This window comes from Paenibacillus dauci, assembly GCF_000971985.1.
In the GTDB taxonomy this organism is placed as follows: Bacteria; Bacillota; Bacilli; order Paenibacillales; family Paenibacillaceae; genus Saccharibacillus; species Saccharibacillus dauci.
Genome location: NZ_LAQQ01000005.1, coordinates 345033 through 369939 on the forward strand (window position 1 = coordinate 345033; position 24907 = coordinate 369939).

Annotated in this window: 27 protein-coding genes; 7 read left to right on the forward strand and 20 right to left on the reverse strand. The window is 42.8% G+C overall.

Translation table 11 applies throughout. From position 1 onward, the window contains the following. Window positions 1-51: 51 nt before the first annotated feature. Window positions 52-567, forward strand: coding sequence for a pyridoxamine 5'-phosphate oxidase family protein (locus tag WH46_RS19255; protein WP_156172316.1), 516 nt, complete (start codon window positions 52-54; stop codon window positions 565-567). A 251-nt stretch (window positions 568-818) separates the two neighbouring features. On the opposite strand, the gene WH46_RS23565 is transcribed toward WH46_RS19255, so the two are convergent. The 4 genes from WH46_RS23565 to WH46_RS19270 all read right to left on the reverse strand — a co-directional run bounded on the left by WH46_RS23565 (window position 819) and on the right by WH46_RS19270 (window position 3349). After that, window positions 819-1559, reverse strand: coding sequence for a hypothetical protein (locus WH46_RS23565; protein WP_052714305.1), 741 nt, complete (start codon window positions 1557-1559; stop codon window positions 819-821). Between the two features lie 207 nt (window positions 1560-1766). Continuing rightward, entirely contained in the window at window positions 1767-2366 is a 600-nt protein-coding gene (locus WH46_RS19265; protein WP_046227969.1) for a DUF2087 domain-containing protein, read from the reverse strand. Between the two features lie 267 nt (window positions 2367-2633). Next, window positions 2634-2801, reverse strand: a complete 168-nt coding sequence (locus tag WH46_RS24160) for a hypothetical protein (RefSeq protein ID WP_017815014.1) — start codon at window positions 2799-2801, stop codon at window positions 2634-2636. Between the two features lie 104 nt (window positions 2802-2905). Then, entirely contained in the window at window positions 2906-3349 is a 444-nt protein-coding gene (locus WH46_RS19270; RefSeq protein ID WP_026136369.1) for a VOC family protein, read from the reverse strand. Window positions 3350-3464: 115 nt separating this feature from the next. Here WH46_RS19270 and WH46_RS19275 point away from each other — a divergent pair, with 115 nt between their 5' ends. The 3 genes from WH46_RS19275 to WH46_RS19285 all read left to right on the forward strand — a co-directional run bounded on the left by WH46_RS19275 (window position 3465) and on the right by WH46_RS19285 (window position 6446). Then, on the forward strand, window positions 3465-4403 hold the full coding sequence (locus WH46_RS19275; RefSeq protein ID WP_046227970.1) for a helix-turn-helix transcriptional regulator: 939 nt from the start codon (window positions 3465-3467) through the stop codon (window positions 4401-4403). 243 nt (window positions 4404-4646) lie between these two features. Then, complete coding sequence (locus tag WH46_RS19280) at window positions 4647-5495, forward strand: copper amine oxidase N-terminal domain-containing protein (protein WP_046227971.1); 849 nt, start codon at window positions 4647-4649, stop codon at window positions 5493-5495. Window positions 5496-5522: 27 nt separating this feature from the next. Next, window positions 5523-6446: a GNAT family N-acetyltransferase gene (locus tag WH46_RS19285; RefSeq protein ID WP_046227972.1), complete on the forward strand. Its 924-nt coding sequence runs from the start codon at window positions 5523-5525 to the stop codon at window positions 6444-6446. A 248-nt stretch (window positions 6447-6694) separates the two neighbouring features. Here WH46_RS19285 and WH46_RS19290 read toward each other — a convergent pair whose 3' ends face one another. Beyond that, window positions 6695-7708 carry a hypothetical protein gene (locus WH46_RS19290; protein WP_046227973.1) on the reverse strand — a complete coding sequence of 338 codons (1014 nt, stop codon included), beginning with the start codon at window positions 7706-7708 and terminating at the stop codon, window positions 6695-6697. A 179-nt stretch (window positions 7709-7887) separates the two neighbouring features. On the opposite strand from WH46_RS19290, the gene WH46_RS24165 reads away from it, so the two are divergent. After that, window positions 7888-8052, forward strand: coding sequence for a hypothetical protein (locus WH46_RS24165; RefSeq protein WP_156172317.1), 165 nt, complete (start codon window positions 7888-7890; stop codon window positions 8050-8052). A gap of 296 nt (window positions 8053-8348) precedes the next feature. On the opposite strand, the gene WH46_RS19295 is transcribed toward WH46_RS24165, so the two are convergent. From WH46_RS19295 to WH46_RS19340, 10 genes are all read right to left on the reverse strand, one after another. Beyond that, the gene (locus WH46_RS19295) at window positions 8349-9854 is read right to left on the reverse strand and encodes a DEAD/DEAH box helicase (RefSeq protein ID WP_046227974.1); all 1506 of its coding nucleotides are present in this window, start codon (window positions 9852-9854) and stop codon (window positions 8349-8351) included. A 235-nt stretch (window positions 9855-10089) separates the two neighbouring features. Next, complete coding sequence (locus WH46_RS19300; protein ID WP_046227975.1) at window positions 10090-10470, reverse strand: hypothetical protein; 381 nt, start codon at window positions 10468-10470, stop codon at window positions 10090-10092. Then, window positions 10437-10880: a WG repeat-containing protein gene (locus WH46_RS19305; RefSeq protein ID WP_052714306.1), complete on the reverse strand. Its 444-nt coding sequence runs from the start codon at window positions 10878-10880 to the stop codon at window positions 10437-10439. The genes WH46_RS19300 and WH46_RS19305 overlap by 34 nt, the downstream gene beginning before the upstream one ends. Window positions 10881-12065: 1185 nt before the next feature. Beyond that, window positions 12066-13148: a hypothetical protein gene (locus WH46_RS19310; RefSeq protein WP_046227976.1), complete on the reverse strand. Its 1083-nt coding sequence runs from the start codon at window positions 13146-13148 to the stop codon at window positions 12066-12068. Between the two features lie 291 nt (window positions 13149-13439). Next, window positions 13440-13931, reverse strand: a complete 492-nt coding sequence (locus WH46_RS19315) for a hypothetical protein (RefSeq protein ID WP_156172318.1) — start codon at window positions 13929-13931, stop codon at window positions 13440-13442. 214 nt (window positions 13932-14145) lie between these two features. Beyond that, entirely contained in the window at window positions 14146-15846 is a 1701-nt protein-coding gene (rlmD, locus tag WH46_RS19320; RefSeq protein WP_046227978.1) for a 23S rRNA (uracil(1939)-C(5))-methyltransferase RlmD, read from the reverse strand. 154 nt (window positions 15847-16000) lie between these two features. Further along, entirely contained in the window at window positions 16001-16315 is a 315-nt protein-coding gene (locus WH46_RS19325) for a TIGR04104 family putative zinc finger protein (protein WP_046227979.1), read from the reverse strand. Window positions 16316-16510: 195 nt separating this feature from the next. After that, window positions 16511-16807 (reverse strand): TIGR04104 family putative zinc finger protein, encoded by a 297-nt coding sequence (locus WH46_RS24615; protein ID WP_046227980.1) that lies wholly within the window; start codon window positions 16805-16807, stop codon window positions 16511-16513. Between the two features lie 274 nt (window positions 16808-17081). Further along, the gene (locus WH46_RS19335; protein WP_017814994.1) at window positions 17082-17645 is read right to left on the reverse strand and encodes a nitroreductase family protein; all 564 of its coding nucleotides are present in this window, start codon (window positions 17643-17645) and stop codon (window positions 17082-17084) included. 355 nt (window positions 17646-18000) lie between these two features. Next, a complete protein-coding gene (locus WH46_RS19340) occupies window positions 18001-18459 on the reverse strand; it encodes a DIP1984 family protein (RefSeq protein WP_046227981.1) in 459 nt (152 codons plus the stop codon). Between the two features lie 245 nt (window positions 18460-18704). Between WH46_RS19340 and WH46_RS19345 the strand changes: the two genes are divergently transcribed. Then, the gene (locus WH46_RS19345; protein WP_046227982.1) at window positions 18705-19184 is read left to right on the forward strand and encodes a CYTH domain-containing protein; all 480 of its coding nucleotides are present in this window, start codon (window positions 18705-18707) and stop codon (window positions 19182-19184) included. A gap of 9 nt (window positions 19185-19193) precedes the next feature. On the opposite strand, the gene WH46_RS19350 is transcribed toward WH46_RS19345, so the two are convergent. Continuing rightward, window positions 19194-19520 (reverse strand): hypothetical protein, encoded by a 327-nt coding sequence (locus tag WH46_RS19350; protein WP_046227983.1) that lies wholly within the window; start codon window positions 19518-19520, stop codon window positions 19194-19196. Between the two features lie 276 nt (window positions 19521-19796). Between WH46_RS19350 and WH46_RS19355 the strand changes: the two genes are divergently transcribed. Further along, window positions 19797-20738 carry a hypothetical protein gene (locus WH46_RS19355; RefSeq protein ID WP_046227984.1) on the forward strand — a complete coding sequence of 314 codons (942 nt, stop codon included), beginning with the start codon at window positions 19797-19799 and terminating at the stop codon, window positions 20736-20738. A gap of 108 nt (window positions 20739-20846) precedes the next feature. Here the strand turns inward: WH46_RS19355 and WH46_RS19360 are convergent, their stop codons facing one another. From WH46_RS19360 to WH46_RS19375, 4 genes are all read right to left on the reverse strand, one after another. After that, window positions 20847-21317 carry a hypothetical protein gene (locus tag WH46_RS19360; RefSeq protein ID WP_046227985.1) on the reverse strand — a complete coding sequence of 157 codons (471 nt, stop codon included), beginning with the start codon at window positions 21315-21317 and terminating at the stop codon, window positions 20847-20849. Window position 21318: 1 nt separating this feature from the next. Further along, window positions 21319-21789 carry a ribosomal maturation YjgA family protein gene (locus tag WH46_RS19365; protein WP_082208463.1) on the reverse strand — a complete coding sequence of 157 codons (471 nt, stop codon included), beginning with the start codon at window positions 21787-21789 and terminating at the stop codon, window positions 21319-21321. Window positions 21790-22142: 353 nt separating this feature from the next. Next, window positions 22143-23078, reverse strand: a complete 936-nt coding sequence (locus WH46_RS19370) for an aldo/keto reductase (RefSeq protein WP_046227986.1) — start codon at window positions 23076-23078, stop codon at window positions 22143-22145. Window positions 23079-23334: 256 nt separating this feature from the next. Further along, the gene (locus WH46_RS19375) at window positions 23335-24765 is read right to left on the reverse strand and encodes a sugar porter family MFS transporter (protein ID WP_046227987.1); all 1431 of its coding nucleotides are present in this window, start codon (window positions 24763-24765) and stop codon (window positions 23335-23337) included. Window positions 24766-24907: the final 142 nt, after the last annotated feature.

Consider the following 24907-nt stretch of genomic DNA (forward strand, 5'->3'; position numbering starts at 1 on the left):
ATTTCCAGTTCTGCTGGAAGACTAACCGCTTGATGAAAGGTGGAAAATATCATGTCCGAACCTGTTACTCATGCCGAAGCCGTCGAAACGGTCCGTGAACTGATCAAAGATATTGAGACAGCGATGCTGACCACTATTTCTGGAGAACGTCTGGTGTCTCGCCCAATGCAGACCCAGGATATCGAATTTGATGGAGATCTGTGGTTTCTGACCAAAAAGGATACTTCCAAATATACGGAGCTGCTGGCCGATCCGCGTGTCAATGTAGCCTATGCTGGCAAATCCTATGTATCGATCAGCGGGACTGCTGAATTCGTTAATGATCTGGAGCGCAAAAAGGAAATGTGGAACAAGATGTATGAGAAAATTCTGGATGTATCCTATGACGATCCCAACCTGGTACTCATCCGGATTCATACAGAGACTGCCGAATACTGGGAAAGCGGCAGCGCTGCCAAGATGGTCACTCATTTGCTCAAAAAAGCCGTCGTCAAAAACTCCGATCCCAGATCCGAGCCGGGTCTGAACGAGACAGTAGATCTGACGCAGGCGCCGGATCAGTCTTAATGGGTTAATCCAACAGATATGCCTAGCCACTGTTTAGTTGATAGATAGCAGCAGGTTACTTCAATGACAGCAGTCAATTACACAGAATCATATAAATAAAGACCACCATATATCCACATTCGGATAAATGGTGGTCTTTTGACGTTTTGTATTCTATACTCTGCGTTCTGTTAGTAGTATGTGTTATTCAGAATCTATTATCCAGTACCGGATATTTAATGAAGACGGCTTCGATTGTTAATTTCAACTTGTCAGAAGCTTAGCTCTTGCATTTGCTTTATTGTTAATGACTTTATCATTTTTACTTTTTTCGTGTTTATCGTATATCGGTATAGCCCGAAATGATTCGATGGATATTCGCTTATATGATCCAGTACAGTCCCCTGCGAATTCCATAATACGGCTGTGGTCGAAATAATACTGGTTTCTCTCGGCACATCGATTATTTTACCAGAAGATGCATTATAAATGGCAATCCGCCCAATGGACGAATCTCCATAGGCAAATGCCAGTTGATCTCCGGTAGGCGACCAGCTATAGGTATACATACTTTCTACATTCTTCATATGACCGGCAATATGATTAATAATGATATGTTTTTGCTGTTTAAGGTTCACCAGCAGAAGCTGGCTGCCTCCTTCCAGCCGAGTCTTGACCGCAATAAATTTGCCGGAGGGCGATACGGATATCGAGTCCAGCGATGCAGTAGATTCTTGCAGCGCTATATCGTATTGTATCTTCCCATCAGTGATATGCAGTTTGTTAATATAAGGATTACCGCGATAATCCTTTGCGGCACCTGTATAAGCGTTCACTGTTACAGGGCCTGCGGTCAGCTTCAGTCGGTCTGTCGACGTCTGCTTGTTCACAGTGACAGGCGCATGAAAATAGGAGTTAGCCGCTGCTGCTGTACCTGAATCATATCCTGCTCCTGTCAGGCATACGGCTGCTGCCAATGAGGATATACAGGCGATTTGGACGAATTTTTTCATATATATTCCCCTCTGCATTTGTAATTGATACTACATGTCTATCTGCAATTGCTGCTTGTACAAGCTTGTATGTATCCTATACAGAATTCCATATTAGAAGAAAATTTTCCTGCATAGGATGATAACTTGGATACAGGTATATTGTATTTGAATGAGTTATACCATTCGCTGTTTGCTTAAGATTTGGCTTTGCTTTACCTCCACAGTCTATGCCAGCTGCTCCCATCTCGCCCACATCTCCGGCGGATTCAGTTCGTATACCTGATCTTCTCTCGACATGAACTGATGCATAATAAACTCGCGGCGGATCGTTGCAAAATCTTCATGAAAAGATTTGATAAATTCATTGATCTCTTTTTCCTCATATTTGCGTCCCGGTTCCAGCTGCGATACCAGATGTTCCAGTACAATCAGCTTTTTCTTGAGCTGAGCCGGAATACTTTTCAATCGACCATCTTTGCCGATAAAGTTCCTGATAATAGAAGCCGCCATATTTTTCTGATTGTCATCCATAACGAGTTGTCCTCCTTCTACAGTTCGATAGATGAGCCTGACTGCTGCGAGTGCGTTATTTTTGATGAAATAATTGTCTAACGAGAAATAAATTGTATTTTTGTCCCGGCGCTCGTTGATAAGACTGGCTTCTCTTAACTTGGTAGCATGATGAGTAATCGTGGCTGGTGTTACATGCAATTTTTCTGCTAGCGCCTGACCGTTTAGCTCTCCTTCGGCTAGCAGAATAAGCATTTTGATACGCGTAGGGTCGGCAAGCGCTTTATGATAGGCTACTACTTTATCCAGCTGCATGTTCCATTCTCCTCTCTTGATTAATTTAACAATCATCTAATTAGACATTTGTTAAATTAGACTATAATTGAATTAGCTCACATAGTCAAACTTTATATAAAGTATTTAAATCTCTGTTTGCGTTCTCATAAGTTGGTCGTATATCTGGCTGAACAGGTTTGTCGATAAGATTTTGAGATTTTGAGATTTTGAGATAATTGTTGATCCTATGCTTAACGCTTATATGCAAACAAAAAACACGGACAGGTCATCCGTGTTTTGTCTTGATCAGGACATGGAGTTGAGTATGAGGATAGCAACCACCAGCGCCGCAAACAACAGGCTACAGCCGGCAGTGTTAAAATTATCGGTTTGGGAATTCAGCAGCTTGATGAATGTATACATGAAAAAGTAGGCAAGTAGCCCGATAATCAACCAGGCGATGATGAGTATCACAGTTGTTTCTCCTTTCATTGGCGCAGAATTTACATTTTCTCCTTTGTTATTCATCCGATCCACTTCATATCATTTTTCAAACAATATACTTTTATTCTTATTCGTCATCCAAGCCGCTTATCGTACATCAACTGCAGCTGTACACCGAACGGATCTTCTATAATACCATACGCTTCGCTGAATACAATATCCGACAAAGGCAAAATAATTCTTACTCGCTCATCACTGATCAGATTGCTGTAAAACTGCCGGATCTCTGTGAGATCCGCGCTCTGAATACACAGCGAGATATGATTGCCTGGATGGTACTTCTCGCGAGGGTCCATCGTCTCTTCGGCAATCATCAGCTTAGCGCTACCGATCCGCAGTACGGAATGAGAGATATAATCCTTGTTATCCTCTGTCAGCTGGATCGAGCTGTCACGCTTCGCCATCTGCTGATAGGTGACCCGCATCAGCTCTTCTGCACCGAGATGCTTTTTGTAAAAGCCGATCGCTTCCTTGGCTTTTCCGTTCATGGACAAGAAAATGGCAATTTCCAGTGTCATACTCATCTTGTACCGCCTCCATTTTAATATTCGGACAGATCATTGATATCTGCTCTCAAACTCATTATCCTATGAAAAGGGTTCAAATAATGACACCTTTAAAGGAGAGGATTTTATGAAAAAATCGGAACGGCTCAATGATATGATTCGCTATCTGAATGGACGGGAATTTTTCAATCTGAGTGATCTGATGAAGACTTACCATATTTCCAAAAGTACAGCTCTGCGCGATATCCATTCTCTTGAACAGCTGGGTATGCCTCTTTACGCCGAACATGGTCGGCATGGACGATACGGAATCCTCAAAAATCGGCTGCTCTCCCCGATGATCTTCACTATGGACGAGGTATATGCCTTGTATTTTGCGATGCTGACACTGGAAGCCTATCAATCCACACCCTTTCATCTTAGTGGGAATCGGTTGAATGAGAAGTTCGAGAATTGCCTGTCTCCGACTCAGATCGAACAGATTCATAATATGAAAAAAGTATTGCAGCTGGAAAGTTATCCTCATCCCCACGCGAGCCCTTATCTCGATCGGATTCTTAAAAGCATTTTGCATGAGAGTATCTGTCAAATCAGCTATTCACGAGGCCAGCAGCATAAAACTTATACGGTCCAATTTGTCCGGATCTCAGCACGGTTCGGACAATGGTATGCAGCCGGAATGGATCTGGATCAGCAGCAATACAAAGTATTTCGCTGTGACCGTATTCATACTATAGAGGAGCATTCCTCGTTACCCACTATGCCGCTGGATGATCTGTTGCAGCAATATAGTGACAGACAGCAATCCGACCACAGCGTTCCGTTTGAAGTAACGATTACGGCCCAGGCCAGGGATATTTTTGACAAAGAACATTATCCGTCGATGCATCTGGAGATAGATGAAGAGACGGTGATTCATGGTTTTTACCATCCAGGTGAAGAAGATTTTATTACGGATTATTTTATTCGCTATGGTCAGCATATTCAGTCTGTCCAGCCAGATACATTGAAGAAAATGATCCGTGACCGGATTCACCGCTTGCTTGATCATTACAACCAGTTATGACCATTACATTGATGAATATGGATCGTGCTTTAGAATACAATTGCAATTATTCTTCATTCGCCGTCTATTTCGTAATAACATATCCATACACAGCAACAAATTTATGTAAATTACGTCTTAATAATGAGTTGCCCAATCGCTTGTTATCTTCACCCACAGTATGATGTATACGATATTCAATAAGAGGTAAATATGCGGTGCTACTCTATATTTATTTCAAACCCTACCAAAGGAGCTCAAACAATGAAAAAAGTAATAAGTGGAATCCTGGTCGCGGCTTGTCTGGGACTTTCTTTTTCTACAACCTGCGCAGCTGCCAGACAGATTCAAATTGATGGAGTGAACATCAGAACCGCAGCCTATCCGGAAGTTAAAAATGGTCATGTCATGGTACCCCTGCGGACTATCAGTGAAAATCTGGCAGCTACGGTACAATGGTCCACCTATGGAGTCACACTGACTAACCGCAATAGCACAATCACTTTGAAACCAGATAGCAAAGTAGCCCAGAAGAATGGGAAAGTTATATCAATGGATACCAGCCCTTACATAAAAAATAATTTGATATTTGTTCCTCTTCGTTTTGTCTCTGAGGCATTTGGCAGTAAGGTCAATTACGATAAGGTCAGAGTTACTATTGATTCTCCTTCCCTGCGTATTAATGGTGTTCCAATCAAGGCACTGCAGCAGGAATATCATATGACTATGGGTGGTATCGTACAGCAGATCAAAGGCGATGCTTATAACCAGGCTATTTATGATATTATGCTGAAATACAAAGGCAAAGAGGTAACTGAACCCGACAACTATTCCTGGCAATATATGATCGATACGCTGGGTGCCTACTACAAAAATTCTGAATACCAATTCCTCGACGACAAGGGAGACAATCAGCTTCGCTACGATACCTATTCTCTGGTCGGTGATTTTCCGCAGGAAATGCTAAAAGATTATCCACCATCCCTGATTTATGATGCAAATCAAGATAAATGGTATTTGTTTAGTGAAACGGCTAATGAAGCGATCCGCAAATTAGTAGATACTGCCAATCAAAATGGTTTTATGAGAACTATCAGTAACACTATTCTCTAAGCTTATTCGAAAGGAAGATGTATTCATATGAAATCAATATCACCCGAGTACACTATACGCAGCTTTGAAGAATCGGACATGCCTTTACTGGGTGATCTATATCAGGCAGTAACAGCCAGAGATAACGCTGTTTTCTGGTGGGTTGGTGAACCGCCAAACTGGCACAACGTATACTGTGCTTTTGAGAATAATCGGATGATTGGCAAAGGCCAAATCGAAGTAACCAGTACGATCCACCCGCAACAGCCCGAAGAGTACAAACATACTATCTATATAAATATCAAAACGGTTCCGGAACGGGAGGTGGATACAGCCCTATTGGAAGCTCTTTACCAGCCCCTGCTAAGCAGAGCCATCGAACTCCAAAAAACACTGTCGACGACTCATGAGACCATGCTGTGTATCGGCAATCATTCGTCCGAGACTGCCAATATTTCCTTTTTCAAAGATAAAGGCTACTCCTATCTGCAAAGCCTCTTTCATATGGAAAGGAATCTGCTCCAGCCTCTCCCTGGGCTGACACTGCCTTCAGAATTACAGTTCGATTATTGGAAAATGGCAACAACTGCAGAGGAACAGCAATATCTGAACATAGATGCCGAGATCTGGCCGGAAGCTCCTATTGGCAGCAACAAACTCGCAGAGAATAAAAAGCAACCTCTGTGGACCGCCATGGTGGTAAGAGAGTATCAGACCATGATCGGCGGACTGATGGCCTGGCAGGAAGAAGACGAAGGAATAATTGAGGATGTCTGGGTGCGTGAACCATGGCGCAGACGTGGCATTGCCCGCTATTTACTGGTGGAAGGACTCAAGTATCTGCAGAGTCATTCACTCGAAAAAGCCAGCCTGACTGTACTGACCGATAATCATTCGGCACTGTCCCTGTACGAGTCGGCTGGCTTCCAGATTATGAATGAAGAAGTACGATACGGAATAGTTCTGGTTTAAAGATGGTAATTCTCAGCACATGGAATAGCTACTTTAACCAATGATTGCAGATGTATGGCTACAATCTATAGCCGGTGACATAATTGCTCCACTCATCCAGATTGTCCTGCCATGCATCCAATCCATCAAACCCGCCTACATAGACAACTTTATCACCGAGAATCAAAATCTGCATATCATTGTCTTGATCCCATGTTTATAAATAATCTCTACCCCATATAACGCTGACATATCAGTATCCCGAGAGATCAACTGCCGTCCTGGCAATCACTATAACTTCTAAGAGCATAAGCAAGAATAGTGCGTTTTTCTTCCAGAGATAAGTGGTAGCCGGTATGACTGAAGATATCCGGGTTCACTTGAACTTCTTTTCCGCTCTCACCCAATAGTTCAGCAATAGAAATTGCATGTTGAACCGGATTGTTGGGTTCCCTCAGCAAGTTCTTTATTAATTCTTCCAGCAAGGTAGCAGTGTCTCTCTCTAAAATAACAAGTCTGCCTTTTGCCGCAGCAACCTGCGAATCATAGTGATTGGCAAATCGCGAAATATTCCAGCCTGGCCAACACTCTTTCACAATAGCAAGAATATTGGGAATCGCTTCTGCATGCCAGAATTGCAAAGTTCGGCTGACTTTATCAACATGGAATCCGCTGCTAGGAATCTCATCTTGGTATGCCCAGTCCTTCCATATTATCTTGCTGTAACCCTGTGTTTTATCAATATGTTCAATTATCTCAGAACCGGAATACAAATACTCTTTGAAATCTATACCAAGAGGAAATAGTAATAGTTCGTCCTCGCCAAATTGGATGCTGGCTACACCGTCCACAAAATTGCCAGACGCAATTGGCTCGAGCAGGCGAAGCTCTGTGTCTTGGCGGGAACTTAATACACATTCCGGCGAAACACCCACATAATTGGCCATATCCAAAATGCCTTCTTCTGCCCATTCTACTTGCCATCCTGTCCATACCTTATGCATCAATTGTATAAATAGCTGGCGAAGCTGAATATCATAAATCATATCTTCACCACCGTAAAAAAGCAGGTATTGTCGATCCAGATCCATGACGACTCCACCTTCTGCCCAGATATCATTCAGCCATTCTGTCTTGCTCACTTTTTCCTGACTTTCGATAAACTGCATGGTATGAATAGGGCCCCAGAATACCTTTTCAGGCATGGAGCTCGCACACCAGTGATTGTAATACAGTTCGTAATCGTTGTTATGTACAATAACTAAATTAGCTCTTTGTCCCATACAGTACGTTCCTGCTTTCGTTAGAATCTATGGATACACAATAATCCGGTAATCGTTATATATGATTAGATACTCCTCTGAATAGGGTACATTTTATTTGACGGAACTTTAGGTATAGACTGTATGATGTTTAGCTATCTCTCCAATATATAACATCCTATTCAGAAAAAGGTGATCTTATGAAAATGTTCAGAGCAATGGGAATTCTGTTGTCTACTGCTTCTCTCGCTGCACTTGTTGCATGCTCCAGCGGCACCCCCGCGAATAATACACCACCCGGCGAATCGCCTGCCGAGCAGGGAGCGACGACAGACCAGAAACCGGTTGAGCAACCGGCACAGTAACTCAATAGGTTGCCATCTAACTATTCGCAACTCCTACTATTGTTAAAATAGTAGTTTAGATGTGTTCAACACAATCGCTGAAAATACGTCTTCAACTAAAGGGTTCTGCTATAGTAGCAGAGCTCTTTGGTTTATTTGCTTATTTGTATCTATCACTTATTATAATGAATTTGCATAGCTGAAATAAACGTTTTATTTCATAATTCAGAAGGCATGGACTATTGTCCATGCCTTCTGCAAATATACGTATTGCTTGTATTCACTCTGATTGCATCCGTACAATTCAGCTATATAATTTACGTTCTGGCTTTTTGCACTTTCAGCTGTTTGCCTTTGATCGTTGTATTCTGCATTGCTTTCATCACAAGCGGACCTTTTCCATTCAGAATATCTACATAAGTAACGGTCTCCTGAATGCTGATAATTCCGATATCATCGGCAGTTACGCCTTCGATCCGGGCGATGGTACCTACAAAATCGACAGCACGCAGCTTTTTCTTTTTGCCGCCGTTAAAATACAGCTTGAGGATATTGGCATTCAGCTCTTCGCCTTTGCTCTTTTTCGGTGCAGGACGATCATGCAATTTACGTTCAAAGGCATCCCGTGCTTCCGAGACGGCGAATGCAGAAGGTTCCTCTGCGCGCGGAATTTCGAACCCAATATAATTCTGGATGGCATTCAGGAATTTATCTTCATACGGCGTTGCAAAGGTAATAGCCGTACCACTCTGTCCCGCGCGTCCTGTACGTCCGGTACGATGGACATAGCTTTCTTTTTCCATCGGCAGATCGTAGTTGATGACATGCGTAATCCGGTTAATATCAATTCCTCTCGCCGCTACATCGGTAGCAACCAGATAGCGGAACTGACCCGCACGGAATTCATTCATGACACGATTGCGGTCATCCTGTTCCATACCACCATGGATTTTGCTCGCTGGATAGCCTAGACTTTCCAGCTGTGTGGCTACTGCATCCACATTCACCTGGGTACGGCAGAAAATAATACAGCTGTCCGGATTCTCGGTGATCGTGACTTTTTGCAGTAAAGAAGGCTTTGCTTTCTCGCTGACTGTATATAATTTATGCTGGATCTGGGTCTGGCGCTTGTCCGAAGCCGATCCAATCTCGATATCCACCGGCTGATTCATATAGCGGTGACAGAGCTTTTCTACATCTTTTGGCAGTGTAGCAGAGAACAGCATAGTCATCCGTTCGGTCGGCAGCTCGCGAATAATTTTCTCCAGCTGCTCAATAAATCCCATACTGAGCATCTCGTCCGCTTCATCGATGACCAGATATTGAATACGTTCCAGATCAATCGTATCTTTCTCGATATGATCCATCACCCGACCCGGTGTACCAACAATCACATGGTTACGCTGGGTCAGTTCACGCCGTTGGCGGTCAAAGGGCTGCTTGCCGTAGATCGCTGCTGCCTTGATCCGCTTGAAGCGACCGATATTCATAATATCTTCTTTTACCTGATCCGCGAGCTCGCGTGTCGGTGTCAGGATCAGCGCCTGTGGACGACTCTCTTCCCACTCCACCATTTCGCATAATGGAATACCATAAGCTGCCGTTTTACCGCTGCCGGTCTGTGATTTGACGGTAATGTCGCTGCGGGATAATGCTTGTGGAATAACCTGCTGTTGTACAGGCGTCGGTTGATGATAGCCTAGGGTGTCCAGGGCACGGGTAATTTCTTCACTGAGGGTATAGTCGCTGAAGCTTGGTTGATTAGTAGATGCGGGGGTACTGCTGCCGTTCTGTATATCGTTCAATGTGTTGCTTTCGCTCATTAGATAGTAAACTCCTTCGTTCTTGGGTATTCGATAAGCGTACCACAGATTGGGCAATAGCGGGGAGAGTTTCTTTTTGATTGCCAAGCGATCTTACCAGTTCATAGCCGTACATTTATTTTAATAACAGTTATGTACTGTCTTATCGCCATTTATAAGTAAAGAGTTTATTAGTAATTTTATCAAAAATTATACTTAAGTATTTGTATGCTATTAAAAGGGGTTACAATGTATCTCACAACCCCTTTTGAAATGTATTCATATCAAAGAGAGAACCATAAATCAACTCGATACGATCGGATAATGGATATGTACCTTCCAGAGGCGGCATAAAAATACGCTGAATAAGTGTCTCCACTTGCGGCACTGCCTTTTGTTGGTTGGGTGTAGTCATACGTAGCTTGGAAACGGGCGTTTTATTTTGTGAGAGAAGATAAAGCTCTTCTTCAATCATTTCCACCCACAGATCGGCTGTTTCCGTACTATCTGAGGGAAGCTTCTTACTCTCTACAATCCCGATCTCGGATGACTCCAAACCAAGTGCATGGATCAATTTTGTCGTTTGAGGCTGGGGCTTTCCGGTTATCGATTGAAATTGTGGGGCTTGTATACCCATACATCACTTCTATTCAAATATCCCCCCCCTTTGTACGTGACAAGGCCCAGTCCATTAGAGAAGGAGTCTGCAGTGGAGAAAATGTTCTTCACAATCCACTTCCCTTGTTTATCAATATATCCGTAACTGTCTTTTAGCTTTACGGCTGATATGCCTTCGCTAAAGTCATTTACACTCTGAAATTTTGTTTTAATTATCACCTTATTATCGGGATTAATGAATCTCCACTTATCAGCTGTTTTAAGACGGAAAGCTGCCAACCCTTCGTTAAAATTCTTCAGCTGATAGTATGTTGGAGGGATAACAAACTCACCTGTTTTATCGATAAATCCGTACATATCATGGTCTAGGGAAACCTCAGCATATCCTTCTTTAAATAGTCCACAAGAAGTAAATTGAAAAGGAATCACTATTTCTCCTTATCCATTAATGTATGATTAAAGCAAGCAAGTGAGCTGTTTTGCAAACGTATTTATATCAGGGATGATCCTGTTTTAATAGCAAAAAAGATAACTGCATTGTATATTCATCTGCCCAGGTTTTATAAAGCGGTAAAACGAACGGATCCATTAGAAAAATAAGGATGCATGCTGTGCTGAAAAGGAATAGCTTGCCTACTCTATCTTTATTTTTTAGAAATATAACGCGATGAGTGATAATTGGTAGTGACAGGATGATTAGGAGTGAAAGGATAAGTAGCAGCCAAGGGATATTTCCTTCTGTCAACCAATAGAACAGCTTGCTCCAAAATAAGAGTGCGTATACAAAAACAGCGTCGATGATAAATAACCAAATATAGATGTGACCACCCCTTCCTTACGTCTCATTCTTACTCTTCTGTTGAGTTGCTTTTAGATAGATGGAGAATCTTCTTTGCTATCTCTTTATGTAGGCTACATGAGAGCGTTAGAACGGCTTTATTTAAGACTATTGGCGTTCATTACCCTTATGGAAAGATGAGGGGTTTCTGATAAAGATCAAGCACTGATCGGTAGCCATATTCGATCAGTGCTTGGTTTCTTTGTACGATATAATTAGGTCACTCATATAACGAAGTATTGCAGGATAAGCCACTATATCTTCCGCTAATGTGTTATTGGTCACAACGTAGTATTCACTTCCAGCTGTCTTATTGCACATTATAAGAATCAAAATAACAGCCGTTTATCGCTAGATCGATATCAAATGCCCATTATTTTATGGTAGGTATTGAAGCCGGTTAGAATTGCCTTTGCATTTGCTGGCTCTTCCAGTAGACATTATATCAGATGAAAACCATGAAGCAAATATATATATAAACAGACCTGCTGTACGGATCTGTTTCCTTTTTGTACTCCTTCTTAATGCATTGCTCCTTTTTATTAAGATTTACCATCTCATTTTTTATAAAAATCAAATAGAGAAATGGTTGAACCTAGTTCGAGTATGTTTTTTTGCCTGTACAACTCCTACGACAGTTTCAGAAGGCTTCGCACACTAATCAGGAAATTCATTAGCAATATGGAGCCAAGGTTATGGTGCATATAAAATAAAACGGTAAAAAAACCTTTCTATTTAGAAAGGTCTTTTTTTGCCGTTTTATTTATCCATCATAGTTACTTATTTAGCGTGTAGTACGCAAGCGTAGTGCTTTTGTCGTTCTCGATCGTGCACGTAAACAGGTTACCGTTTGGTTTAGCGTAGTAGTAAGTAGCATCAATACCGAAATCAGCAATCTTCTCTGCGGAGAGGTTGTAGACTTTATCCAGGTAGTGGATCTGATTGTTATCATCCGGGCGGATCCTAACATCTTCTTGGTATTTTTTTGTCTCCAATTTCGTCGATGCTTTTACATTTCCTTCGCGATCTAATACAACAAGATCCTCCTGTGAAGTCGTATATACCACTTCGCCCTTATCTGTGACATACATATCTATGATTTCCACAAAATTTTGCTTTACTTGTTTTTTGTAGATTAATTTTCCATTATTGTTATAAAAATACACATCTGGTTCGTCATTCACACCTTCAGACAGATTATACGCTGCCAGGTAATTGAGATTCGGGGAGGCGATGACGTCAAAAAGAGTTGAATCTTTTATTTTAACGACTTGGCTGTTTGCTAAGATTGTATTTTGGATGTCTTGTGTAGAGGCATCTACGTAGTTCACATTGTAAGAGGAAGAGGTCAATGTCATAATGCTATTACTACTAACAGACTTTACTTTCTTCCCGTTCAAATCTAGCATTACTATGTTGTACGATCCGTTCAATACTAAATAATCGCCTATTTTGTTTAAGTTCGAAGAAAAATCAATTTTTTTTTGCCATAAGACTTTTCCTGATTTGTTCCTTTTGATAATAATTGTGTTATTCCCAACCCACGGCACGTAACTATAGTAAACATTGTCTTTTTCATCTGCCCACAACCCAGTTTCTACCGTGTTCCCGATCGGTTTGCTCCAGACCTTCTTGCCTTTGGCATTCACAGCGATCAGGGAAACATTGCTTTTACTATCGGTAACTGCCAGGTACATATGTCCATCTGGAGAATACTCTGCAGACTTCAACACCATGCCTCTTGGCAGCTTGTAGCTGTACTGCTTCGTGACGCTCAATCCTTCAGCGTGCGCGGTTGTGCTAGTGAAGATTAGAATAGCTGCAAAGAATGCGGTTAATACTGCTGTAATGTTTTTCAATGTAATCCTCCATTTAGTGTTGAATAGATCTATAAGGATATAAGATGCTCTAAAAATATTTATGTGAAAAGCATTAAGTGAAAACTTAACCCTTGAAATTGAACAACTTTTTATTTTATAATCCTGCTTATTTTTCGATAAAACAAGCAACTCTAATGACTACAATGAAGCTACATGTTCCATTATAAGTGATTTATTTAGCAAGTGTAGAAAATTGTAATAGCCCCTATGCTCATTAGAAAAAGACCTTCTCAAATAAAAAGGTCTTTTTCTGCCTTATAGATTCTGCATTTAATTATTGATCGTGTAGCGGCTTATTTGTGTAGTGCCGTCATCTCCGACTTTGTGTGCAAACAGATTTCCTTTCGACTTGTTGTAATAATAGTTAGCGTATATATCGAAATCGGCTATTTTTTCTCCTTGCAGACTATATACTTGGTCTAAATAATGAAGATGGTTATTTTCATCTAAACGGATTTTGTCGTCAGGTTGGTACTTGAGACTCTCTAGTTGTACGTTAGCACGTATGTTGCCTTTTTGATCTACAACAACCAGCTTATTGGTATTAGTAGTATATACAATCGATCCACTATCTGTGACAAGAATATTTTCTACAGCTTCCTTCTCGTTAGCGAGCGGTTTTTTAAGAATTAATTTCCCTTTCTTATCATACAAATACACATTTGGAATATCATCTTGTTGCTGAAGCATGGAATAACCTGCGAGATATTTCAAGTTTTTTGAAGCTACCAACGAAGAGAAATTGGTACCATCCGTTTTCACATTTGTTTTCTCGTAACTTGAAAAAATAATACGATGAGTAGATGGATCTAAATTGATGCTATAGTCGAGATTATTATCGGAATAGGAAAAAGCTGCTTCCGTGTCACTAGGAAGTTTTTCTACTTCGCAAAGATAATGAGCATTCTTGCATAAAACAAATCAAAAAGCCAAAAAAGGTTCATCCTCTTTTGGCTTTTTTTCATTTGAATTAAAATTAAGCGTCTTTACGTACCAACAGTGTTACCGCTTCGACATGACTCGTCTGCGGGAACATATCGATAGGCTGTACCCACTGGATCTCATATCCTCCATCCAGCAGTACTTTGCAGTCTTTGGCCAGTGTAGACGGATTACAAGATACATATACAAACCGCTTCGGCTTGGTCTTCAGCACTGTCTCCAGGAACTGCTGTTCCAGACCGGTACGCGGTGGATCGGCGATGATTACATCGGGGCTCATGCCCTTTTTCACCCAGCGTGGCAGCAGCTCTTCGGCTTTGCCGACGTAGAAGCTAGCATTATCGCGGTTGTTGTGATAAGCATTTTTGTTCGCATCATCAACGGCTTCTGCGATCATCTCGATGCCGCGCACTTCTCTGGCATACGGTGCGAGCCACAGACCGATTGTACCAGTCCCGCAGTAAGCATCAACAACCAGCTCTTTGCCGGTGAGTCCAGCAGCCGCACGAACCGATTCATACAGCTTGACGGTCTGCTGTGGATTCAGCTGGAAGAACGCTCTTGGTGACAGGGCGAATTCCAGATCACCCAGTGATTCGAGCATGGTATCCTGCCCCCACAGGGTTACCGTATGCTCCCCAAAGACAAGCGACGTTTTCTTTGGATTCACATTGATAGCGATGCTGGTTACATCCGGTACAGACAGACGCAACGCCTGGATTAGCTCGTCCTGGCGAGGCAGCTGACGGCTGGTCGTTACCAGCGTAATCTGCAGATGATTGGATTGGAATCCATAACGAACGACAATCGTACGTACGCCATCCCGTGAACCATTATCCTTGTGAAGCGGAATCTGCAGATCTTCCAATGCAGATTTAACAATCTCGATTGCATTATTGATAGCTGGATGCTGAATCGGACAGCCACTAATATCGACGATATCATGACTGTTAATCTCATACAGACCAGCGATTACATTCTGATCCTGATCGCGTCCCAGCTGAGGCTGGGCTTTGTTACGGTAAGCCCATGGATGCTCCATACCGAGCATAGACTTGATCTTCACCTTTTCCAGACCTGCATAGCGGCTGAAAGCTTCATGTACAATATCTGTTTTGGCCTGCAGCTGTCCTTCGTAGGAGATATGCTGGATCTGGCAGCCGCCGCAAATATGGAACACCGGACATGGCGGCTCTACACGCTGCGGAGATCTTTTCTCAATCTCGGTAATAGTTGCTTTAATGAATTTGGGCCGAGTCTCGGTTACCTGTGCCTTAACTACTTCATTAGGCAGTGCTCCATCAACAAAGACTGCTTTACGGCGATAATAGCCTACACCTTCACCGTTGATTCCGAGTCGTTTGATCGTTACGATAATGCTGTCCCCATTACGCAATTCTTCTGCATTATCCCGACTTGTCGTTTTGACAGGCGCATTATTCTGCTTTTTAACATACGGCGGTTTTGAGCTGTTGTTACCTTTGAAGCTGGATGATGTGCTGCCTGAACGCGATGCAGTCGAAGATCCAAATCCGCCTTGTTTGCCGTTCTGACGGGAATTGGGCTTGCTGTCGATCGGCAAGGATGGCGAGCTTGGTCTGGATGAACGGGTATTGGCAGAGTTTGCCGGGGAGGATGGACGGTCCGAACGATGTTTTGGTGCCTCCGGGTGTGAAGACCTGGATGGCTTTTGGGAAGAAAAGTTCCCCTTCTGGGAACGCGGTTTTTCAGTCATGTTGTGAATTTCTCCGTTTCATTGATTTATGGTCGTGTCCCATCTTACCACAAACCAGAGCTCCGGTTAACTATTATTCGGGGAATTATGCAGGTTATCTCCATTTCACCCTCTATGGATAGACATAATTCCCAGAATTCAGCTATTTTAAAGTTTATAGTTTGAACAATGAATCTTCGTACTCTTTATACCGGTAACCAAATGGCAAATATAATACAAATACAACCAGATAGATCGCCAGTACCAGTATGGCTATACCAATCGATACATCCATACTGGGTAAAAGGATAATGAGCACAAGCTGCAAAATGGCAAGGACAAGCGCTGATTTGGTAAGCGAATTGGCTGTCGGATATAAGGTAGTCTGACAGTTCGGACAATAGGTAAAACGCTTGGTCTTGGCTGCAGCATGATAAGCTTCTCTCCATGTGAATCGGTGCTGGCAGTTAGGGCAAGTCGGTAGTTTCATATTGAGATCATCTCCTGTTGGTAAAATAGTAGGCAGGATGAAGGGTAACAAATAGAACGTCTACATTCTGTAAAACTATGTAGCTGTGTAAAACTATAAGGAACCAAGCTCCGTCTTTTTTATGAGTTTATTTATATTACCTTACTTTTCATTACTGGTAAGAAGCTCCGGTTTTTTTCCATTTTGGGATTACAGTTATTTGTTCGGCTTATACGTGCTGATATAAGGCATAAGCAGTAGATAGACAGTAAAATAAACACCTGCAAACCCTATGATCCTTCCCAGCGGCTGTCCTGCCCCGCTCATCCCAAACATAATAAGCAGTGGAAGAGTCGAACCCAGAATTGCATTTACAATAATTGTAGCCCATGTAAAGTATATTTCGCTTTTACAACGGGGGCAGAGTGCATTAGACCCTGTAAATGTCATTTTAAATGCTTCTTTCCATGAGCAGGAATGACCACATTTTGGACATACCGGTAGACGCAGCAAGGAAACAACCTCCTTTATATCTTTTTATTCCTCTATGTATATGTAATATATCCTGGATTTATTGGATCTTTCTGTGGAACTTTATCTGTGGCCTTATTGACCAATCAAAGTAACCCATCTCATATAATAATAGTAGCAAGTAATCAAAAACAGTCCTGTACCATGATAACGTCTGCCGATCTCGGCAGCGGATATGGAAGGACTGTTTATTAATGCCTGTATTTGCGACTAGACTGTACCGCAATTGTTATAGCTTTTGAAATGCACGATCTGATTATTTGGTATACTCACTGATCCATTCGGTTTTCTCGGCGAATGGTGTACGTTTGCTTGTCAGATCGGTGCGCTCAGGCACTCCCAGATAGATAAAGCCCAGCATTTTGCCCTTCTCGCTCAATCCGAATGCTTTGTTCATCTCGGCATGGTAACACGGCTCGCCGCTTCTCCATACTGCACCCAGTCCTAGCTCGTGAATCTCCAACAGCATGTTCTGAATCGCTGCAAAAACAGCTCCGTATTCTTCCAGCTCGATCACTTTGGAATTATCAACCGGCTCTACCGCTACAGCGATGATGACCGGAGCACGTTCTACTTTGTCACGGGCAGAAGCTGCTTTGGCTTCGTCTGCTCCTTCAGCACGTGCTACATTAACGAGCGCATCGCCCAGTTTGTAACGGCCATCCCCTTCAAGCACAAAGAACTTCCACGGCTCGGTCAGACGGTGATTGGGTGCCCAGATGCCTGCTTCCAGAATTTGTTCGATCTGTTCACGTGCGATAGGATCAGGTTTGACTTTACCGACTGAACGGCGGTTACGGATACTTTCAGATATAGACATGAGTGTTCCTCCCTGATAATCATTCTCAATAGACTGCTTGTTTATTGTACACTAATCTGTGGGAAATCTCTAATTTTAACAGAATCCTGCAAATCCCCTGACCCGCCCTCATCAACCGGATAACCAGCACGTGGTAGTAAAGTGTATGTGTAAGGTGTACACATGTAACGGTACAAGGCATATTGGTGATATGAGGATTCGAACCTCACGGGGTGGCCCCTCACCCCTACCACTTCCAACTTAACCAGTTGGCGGCTTGTGCTCACTTTATACGGCAATTACCTGCTTGCAGGAATCCTGTTTTTATTTTGTAGGAAATGTCTTTACTGAGCCTGGGCTACTCTACGACAACCAATCAGTCAAATAATGAGGTAAGCCAGTTCAGTTCCTGAATGCGTGTATCCAGTTCACGGTGGGTTTTGGCGAGCTGATCTGCTTCACGCTGCAGTTCGGCTACATTTACAGTAGATATAAAACGAACCTCCGTACGTGTGAATCGATCCTGCCGTATACTCGCCGACTGGGCTAGATCAGCCAGTGCTTTGCGACGCATGGACAATATATCACGGTCTACCAGCGCATCCGCGAGTGTGCGTGTATCGTCCAGCATGACCGTATTATTGGTCCGGTTAATCTGCTGAATCAGGAGTCCCAACTGGCCCAATAGCTGATCCATTTCCTTTAATAAATCTGCAGGCTGTTCGGAAGGTTGTTCCCCTTCCTGTATTTTGGAGTTGTTGTTCAGGCGGTATTTGACCTGTTCAAAACGTTTTTGCAAATCAGAACGCAAAATCAGTGCTTCTGCCAGCTTCATAACGTCACCTCATTATATGTATGGTATAGCAATGAATAACCTGCCTCTAAAACGATCGTGCTCATTGGTTTATTCTATATCTGGTCTAGCCATATAAGACCATTCCACTTCATAATTCGGCATTCGAATCATTCTATAGTATTATAAAAGTAAATCAAGCCCTATTGCAAACAGACGACATTGATCCGAGCATCTCTGCTTCGTCTACGAAATAATGACTGACCCTATTATTCAGGAGGCTTATTATGGCACAGGAAATCGAACGTAAATATCTGCTCACCAGCTATCCGGACAATCTCCATATTACACGTACCCAGGAGATCGACCAGACGTATCTCGCTTCTACGGAAAGTGAGTCCTTGCGTGTACGCCGGCTGCTGAGTAATGGCGAAGAGACATTTACCATGACTCACAAAGCCGGACGCGGCATCTCGCGCGACGAGACAGAATTCCAGATTGGCAAGGAGATGTATGAGCAGTTGACGGAACGTCTGCAGGTCACTCCGCTCAAGAAAACACGTCATAAAGTGCTGCTGGACGGTCGTACCTATGATATGGATATCTACCATAATACGGTTCAGCAAGGATTGATGACGATCGAGATCGAATTCGACAGCGAAGATGAATTCCATGCGTATCAGGCGCCAGATTGGTTTGGTGAAGATGTAACCGAGCAGGAGCAATATCTAAACAGCCAGCTCTGGCAGGATATACAGTCCCGTTAAGCTGTCCGATTAGAATGGTTGCTGTCCTCGAAAAGGAGCAAACCGCTCGATCTTCGCTCCCCGGGTAATCAAAAAGTCGATCGCCTGACTCCGTTCGTCAAAAGAAACCGATTGTTCGATCGCTTCATCTTCATATAGATGCATTCGGTCAACGGCAATCATGAAAAAATAAGCAACATATATATCTCCTCTTTTTTGTAAAGCATATTGAATCAGATTAGCGGGTTCACCGGTTGGATTTTTATCTGTTGGTGAACCCGCAATAATCTGTTCGTATCCCCTCATTTTACCTTTTTCGATCGCCTCCATAATTTTCTGTACTGCTACGGAATCCATTTGTAGTCCCTCCTTTTTTATTTTCATTCCACAATGAATGCCTGACAATAGCTGTATGATGTTTCGCTTTATCCAAAACAGATCGTCCTTATTTTCTACTTCTGCTTCCCTCCCTGCGTTTATCGGATGTATGTAGTGAATGCTTCCTGCTCAACAAAGCTTACTGTCGCCATACTTGTGCCCTGGTGATTTTATGCTAACGGCACCATACTAAGCAGACAAGCTTTGATTGGACTGGTTTATATTTTGCATTCTGCATTAAACAGGAGGTTTATCATGTCGAAAACGAATATTAAGGTGCAACTACAACCAACAATTGATCTTACTGGTTATATCGAAGGGTATACAATACAGTCTGTTCGACTTGGTCCGGATCAGCGTATATTTGTATTGCTGATCGACCGGATCCCCGACAGAATCAAGGGTATGTTTGTGCAAGCTTCTCTAAATGCACCACGGACATACAAAATACTGATTATAGACGAAGGACAAATTCATGAAGTCGTACTGACCAATCAGTCATTTCATTACCATGAGATACAGCCTTTACAGGATCAATTGCTGCTTGTTGGTGCACGCTGTCATTATTATGGTCATAACCGCTATGATCTAAATGCCAGAGTCTGTGATAGATATGGTCATGTTCTCCATGACTTCCTGCTTGGTGATGGTATCGAGCATGTACAGGTGACTTCTGAAGGTACGATTTGGACCGGTTATTTTGATGAAGGTATTTTTGGAAATTACGGCTGGAATCCACCAGTTGGTCAGGCAGGCCTGCTCGCCTGGGATGCACAGGGAAACCGGTTATATACCAATGATCAGGCGGATATTATGGATTGTTACGCACTAAATGTGGTTAGTGATGAAGACATTTGGTTTTATTATTATACAGACTTTATGCTGGGTCATATTACAGGTGGAACAGCAAATCCACAGCTGGAATGGATCAATCCACAGATTTCCGGCTCTTCAGGTTTTTGTACAGATGGCTATCATTTTCTGTTCCGAGGCGGTTACAACGACAGCAACCAGCTTTTCTTCAAGAAACGCGAACAACCAGGTCGTCTCACAGGCAAAACATCCATACGATTGCAGGGGGCAAATCATCAATTGCTTGATCTGGCTTACAGCGATTTCCGTCGTGATCAGATACTGATATATTCAGACAATATGCTATATACAGCAGCTATACAGGATATAGTACAAGTAATCTAGCACTATCACTGTCATTGACACTAGCCAAGCACTCTACTGATTGATGCATTGCTGCCACATCTTCACCTGCAGAATATAGATTAGACCCCAATACGTCATAATACGAACTTAATCTGTCAGTATCTGCTGCAGATGCTGAATTTCTTCGAGCATGGCTTCGGGTTCGGTAAATGGACATTCACCGGTAAAATACCAGTCACCCAGCCAAAACAAAATTTCATAAACGCCATTGTAATATTCATCAGGATATGGATTACCACCCCGAAAGCTTGGATGAGAGGACCAATTTTGGATAAATTGAATCAGCTGCCACATCTCTCCTGCTGTCTGACGATCCAAGCTATCTGCTCCTGTCGTAGAATAAATATAGGAATACAGAGCAGTCAACAAGGTTAGTGCATGACCTGGCTCCCAGCGCAGATCCACACGCAGCTTCAGGATAAAGGAATCCGATTCTCCTTCCAGTTCCTGTTTAAGGGATATCGGCGGATTTTCTGCAATATTGTTTACCTGGTCTTGCTTATTGGAATCCGGGAAAGAACTATTATTTTCTTTTTTGTCAGGCAGAAATGAAGCCATTTTATCTCTCCTGTCTATGTATGATTTTGGTAGATAAGCTGAATCGAACGATCAGCACATCCAGTGCTATCGCTATCAGGATACCGGCTGTATACCGCAGCAGATCTGCCACCAGAAATCCTTTTCCGAGAATCAATGCTCCCAGTGTTGTATGACGGATAGAGTTGATCCACTCAGCCTGATATAACTGGCTGAATTCAATAAGATAGCTGAATAATAACGCACCTATAGCTGCGAATACACAAGATCGTGGCCAGCTCAGCAATCGTAATCCCCAGTAAATCATCGCTGCCCATAGCGCGTCACCCGCATGAACAGCCAGCCAGTTCGGCAGCATAGCTGCATAACGCCGCGATGCTAGACCCAGCAGCATTGTTAGTATACCTGTTAAGAGATACAAGATACGCCTGCCGTGAAGGGCGACAAAAGTAGGATGGTTTTTGGATTGACGGGAGTTGTGTTTTCCAATCATCGTAATGATCGCTCCTTGGCTTCGGAACACAATACATGTAGGTTCCGTTTCTTCTTCCCATTATAACGATTTGTATGATGCAATTCGAAATTAGTATGCCAAAATCGAGATTATTTATTTGAATTTTTCATGTGTTAATTTTTTATACCTTATAAATAAACACCAATTAAATTGTAAAAATGAATCAAAAAAAGACAGGAAGATGATTCTTCTCTGCCTTTTTTTGTGATGGTGCTTTCTATTATAGCTTCTGCACCCATCTTATAGCCTATTTAGGATACGTTCTGCTTTATATAATCTGCTGTTACTGCTCTCTTTTGATGTTAAACAGATGTTGAACATCTTATTTGGGCTTAGATTGCAAATATCTGATCAATCCGCTTGATCTGTTCTTCGGATAGATGAATATCCAGCGTTTTCAGGTTGTCTTCCAGCTGCTGCGGATTCTTGGTACCCGGGATGACTACATCAATACAGCCGCGTGTAAGATACCATGCGAGCGCTACGTTGGCAACTGCAGAATTTACTTCTTCCGCAATACTACGCAGCTGGTCGATTTTATCCAGATTCTGTTCATAATTGCCGTCCTGGAACAGCGGCTTTTTCTTCTGACTATCGCTTAATGGTGTGTCTTTGGTATATTTACCGCCCAGCAATCCAGAAGCCAGTGGGAAATAAGGAACAAAGGAGATTTTATTTTCCAGCAGATAAGGGAAAAATTCCTGCTCTACTTCACGTTCCAGTAGATTGTAATTGGATTGCAGTACATCTACGTCGCCATGTCGGTTCGCTTCTTGAAGCTGTTCCAGTGAGAAGTTGGATACACCGATCGCACGGATCTTGCCTTCATTTTTAAGTTTCTTCAGTTCACCAACCGCTTCATCCTTGGGGGTATCCTTATCCGGGAAATGGATATAGTACAGATCAATATAATCCGTCTGCAGCCGTTTGAGGCTATCTTCTACCGATTGCCGCAGGAAAGCTGGCGAATTATCGAATACTGTTTTTTCTCCCTGAATACGATGAGCACCTTTGGTAGCGATAACGACATTTTCACGCTGACCAGTCTCCTGCAATACTTCGCCGATCAGTTCTTCCGATCGTTCCGGTCCATAAATATAGGCAGTATCCAGAAAGTCGATACCTAGCTCTAATGCACGTCTTACAATATCTTTGCCTTCCTCATCTTTCAGGTTCGGAAACAGATTATGTCCTCCGACTTTGTTGGTACCGAGTCCAATTGGAGTTACCATTAGTTCGGTTGTACCGATTCGTGTCTGCTGTCTCATTTGTTGATCTGCTCCTTTCGTCATTAGAGGCTTACTTCTCTCTTGATCATGATCTGCTGCAGCGATGCCTATGTATGACAATCGCCTGATTTTACAAGCGGCAATGACCATATGTCATTTATGAGAAGCATATCCTTTGTATACCCTTCTCACTTTTTATCTAATCTTTACTATATAGAAGAAAAAAGACTCTGCAGCGTATGCAGAATCTTTCTTCTTCTCTTATTATTTATGCTGAATATGGAGATACATTCTATTATTTAACAGTAGCCTCTGGTGCTGCTTTTACACGTTTTTTGCCAAAGCTGCGAATTTTCTCTTCTACCTGTTCCAGTGTAAGACCACGGGTTTCCGGCAAGAATTTGGCAGCAAAAGCAATAGCCAGAATTCCCAGCACTACGAAAATGTAGAACGTAGCAGACAAACCGAATGCTCCGGATAATACCGGGAATAACAGTCCTACAGCAAAGTTAACCATCCAGCTGCAGAATACACTTACTCCCATACCGAATCCGCGTAATTTGAGCGGGAATACTTCGGATAGCATCAGCCAGGTAACAGGTGATACCGCACCCTGCTGGAATGCCAGGAATGTCACGGTCAATCCCAAAATCACATAAGGCAGAGCAGCAGTACCTATTAACATATTCGAGAGAATTGCGATCAGCAGCAGCGCACTGGTCGTACCAGCAAGGCCGGTGATCAGCATCGGACGACGTCCTACTTTACCTACTACCCACATGCCGAAGAAAGTAGCTGCTACAGAAATTACACCATTCGCGATATTACCAATCAATGCAGCATTGGTACCAAAGCCAGACTGCTTGAGAATCTCGGTACCATAGTACATAATCGAGTTCACTCCGGTAATCTGTTGAACGACACCGATACCAATACCGATCAGTACAATACGGCGAATCCACGGAATCGCCATGTCTTTGAAGCCGGCTCTTTCCGTTTCTTCTTCCACTTCTGTATTAGCTGTAATCTCTTTAATCTCACGAATCGCTTGTTTCTCGCTGCGCATTCTTTTGAGAATACGAAATGCGCGTTTATTTTCATCCTGTGTGACGAGCCAGCGAGGACTTTCTGGTACACGGAACATACCGATAAACAGGAAGATCGCAGGAATAGAAGCAATAGACAGCATATAACGCCAGATATGGGTATTGTCACCCATTGTGGTACCCAGAATAGCGTTAAAAATAAAAGCAAGCAGCTGACCGCTGACAATCATCAGCTCGTTACGCGTAACAATACCGCCGCGCTGATTGGCTGGTGAGATCTCGGCCAAATAGGAAGGCACAGTAACCGAAGCGCCGCCGACAGCAAGTCCCAGAATAAAGCGACAAGCGACCATTACCGGTACACTCGGGGATAATGCTGCTCCTATAGTAGCAAAGAAAAACAGTACGGCCAGATATTTAATACTGCGGCGACGTCCAATCGCATCGGACAATCGTCCACCCAGTACAGCACCAAAAGCTGCACCAAGCAGCAATGAGCTGGTAACCAGTCCCTGTGTAAAAGAAGTCAGATTAAGCTGGTCCGGTGCAGACATAAACGGCAGCGCACCATTGATCACTCCGGTATCATAACCAAACAATAATCCACCCAATGTGGAAATAAGAACAATCTTGCGAAGGAATGCCTTTTGACTGGCGGCATCGTTATTCCCTTGTTGCATAGTACCCCACTCCTTTTTATTTCCCGTACGCTATGTAGAAGGAGTCTGGCTGTGCGGCTGCAAAATATAATGCTGTTGTAGGCCGATACGATCCGTTCATGAACAAGCTGTTCTTTTGCAACTGGTCCATGACTCTTCTGTT

Bases quoted from the DNA above. Each gene is read 5' to 3' on its own strand.
- WH46_RS19285 (WP_046227972.1), top strand. From the start codon at position 5,523: ATGAAATCAATATCACCCGAGTACACTATACGCAGCTTTGAAGAATCG.
- WH46_RS19265 (WP_046227969.1), bottom strand. From the start codon at position 2,366: ATGCAGCTGGATAAAGTAGTAGCCTATCATAAAGCGCTTGCCGACCCT.
- WH46_RS19335 (WP_017814994.1), bottom strand. From the start codon at position 17,645: ATGTCTATATCTGAAAGTATCCGTAACCGCCGTTCAGTCGGTAAAGTC.
- WH46_RS19350 (WP_046227983.1), bottom strand. From the start codon at position 19,520: ATGGATTCCGTAGCAGTACAGAAAATTATGGAGGCGATCGAAAAAGGT.
- WH46_RS24165 (WP_156172317.1), top strand. From the start codon at position 7,888: ATGAAAATGTTCAGAGCAATGGGAATTCTGTTGTCTACTGCTTCTCTC.
- WH46_RS19270 (WP_026136369.1), bottom strand. From the start codon at position 3,349: ATGACACTGGAAATTGCCATTTTCTTGTCCATGAACGGAAAAGCCAAG.
- WH46_RS19295 (WP_046227974.1), bottom strand. From the start codon at position 9,854: ATGAGCGAAAGCAACACATTGAACGATATACAGAACGGCAGCAGTACC.
- WH46_RS23565 (WP_052714305.1), bottom strand. From the start codon at position 1,559: ATGAAAAAATTCGTCCAAATCGCCTGTATATCCTCATTGGCAGCAGCC.
- WH46_RS19345 (WP_046227982.1), top strand. From the start codon at position 18,705: ATGGCACAGGAAATCGAACGTAAATATCTGCTCACCAGCTATCCGGAC.
- WH46_RS19280 (WP_046227971.1), top strand. From the start codon at position 4,647: ATGAAAAAAGTAATAAGTGGAATCCTGGTCGCGGCTTGTCTGGGACTT.
- WH46_RS19360 (WP_046227985.1), bottom strand. From the start codon at position 21,317: ATGGCTTCATTTCTGCCTGACAAAAAAGAAAATAATAGTTCTTTCCCG.
- WH46_RS19300 (WP_046227975.1), bottom strand. From the start codon at position 10,470: ATGGGTATACAAGCCCCACAATTTCAATCGATAACCGGAAAGCCCCAG.
- WH46_RS19375 (WP_046227987.1), bottom strand. From the start codon at position 24,765: ATGCAACAAGGGAATAACGATGCCGCCAGTCAAAAGGCATTCCTTCGC.
- WH46_RS19370 (WP_046227986.1), bottom strand. From the start codon at position 23,078: ATGAGACAGCAGACACGAATCGGTACAACCGAACTAATGGTAACTCCA.
- WH46_RS19325 (WP_046227979.1), bottom strand. From the start codon at position 16,315: ATGAAACTACCGACTTGCCCTAACTGCCAGCACCGATTCACATGGAGA.
- WH46_RS19355 (WP_046227984.1), top strand. From the start codon at position 19,797: ATGTCGAAAACGAATATTAAGGTGCAACTACAACCAACAATTGATCTT.
- WH46_RS19365 (WP_082208463.1), bottom strand. From the start codon at position 21,789: ATGATTGGAAAACACAACTCCCGTCAATCCAAAAACCATCCTACTTTT.
- WH46_RS19255 (WP_156172316.1), top strand. From the start codon at position 52: ATGTCCGAACCTGTTACTCATGCCGAAGCCGTCGAAACGGTCCGTGAA.
- WH46_RS19290 (WP_046227973.1), bottom strand. From the start codon at position 7,708: ATGGGACAAAGAGCTAATTTAGTTATTGTACATAACAACGATTACGAA.
- WH46_RS19340 (WP_046227981.1), bottom strand. From the start codon at position 18,459: ATGAAGCTGGCAGAAGCACTGATTTTGCGTTCTGATTTGCAAAAACGT.
- WH46_RS19275 (WP_046227970.1), top strand. From the start codon at position 3,465: ATGAAAAAATCGGAACGGCTCAATGATATGATTCGCTATCTGAATGGA.
- rlmD (WP_046227978.1), bottom strand. From the start codon at position 15,846: ATGACTGAAAAACCGCGTTCCCAGAAGGGGAACTTTTCTTCCCAAAAG.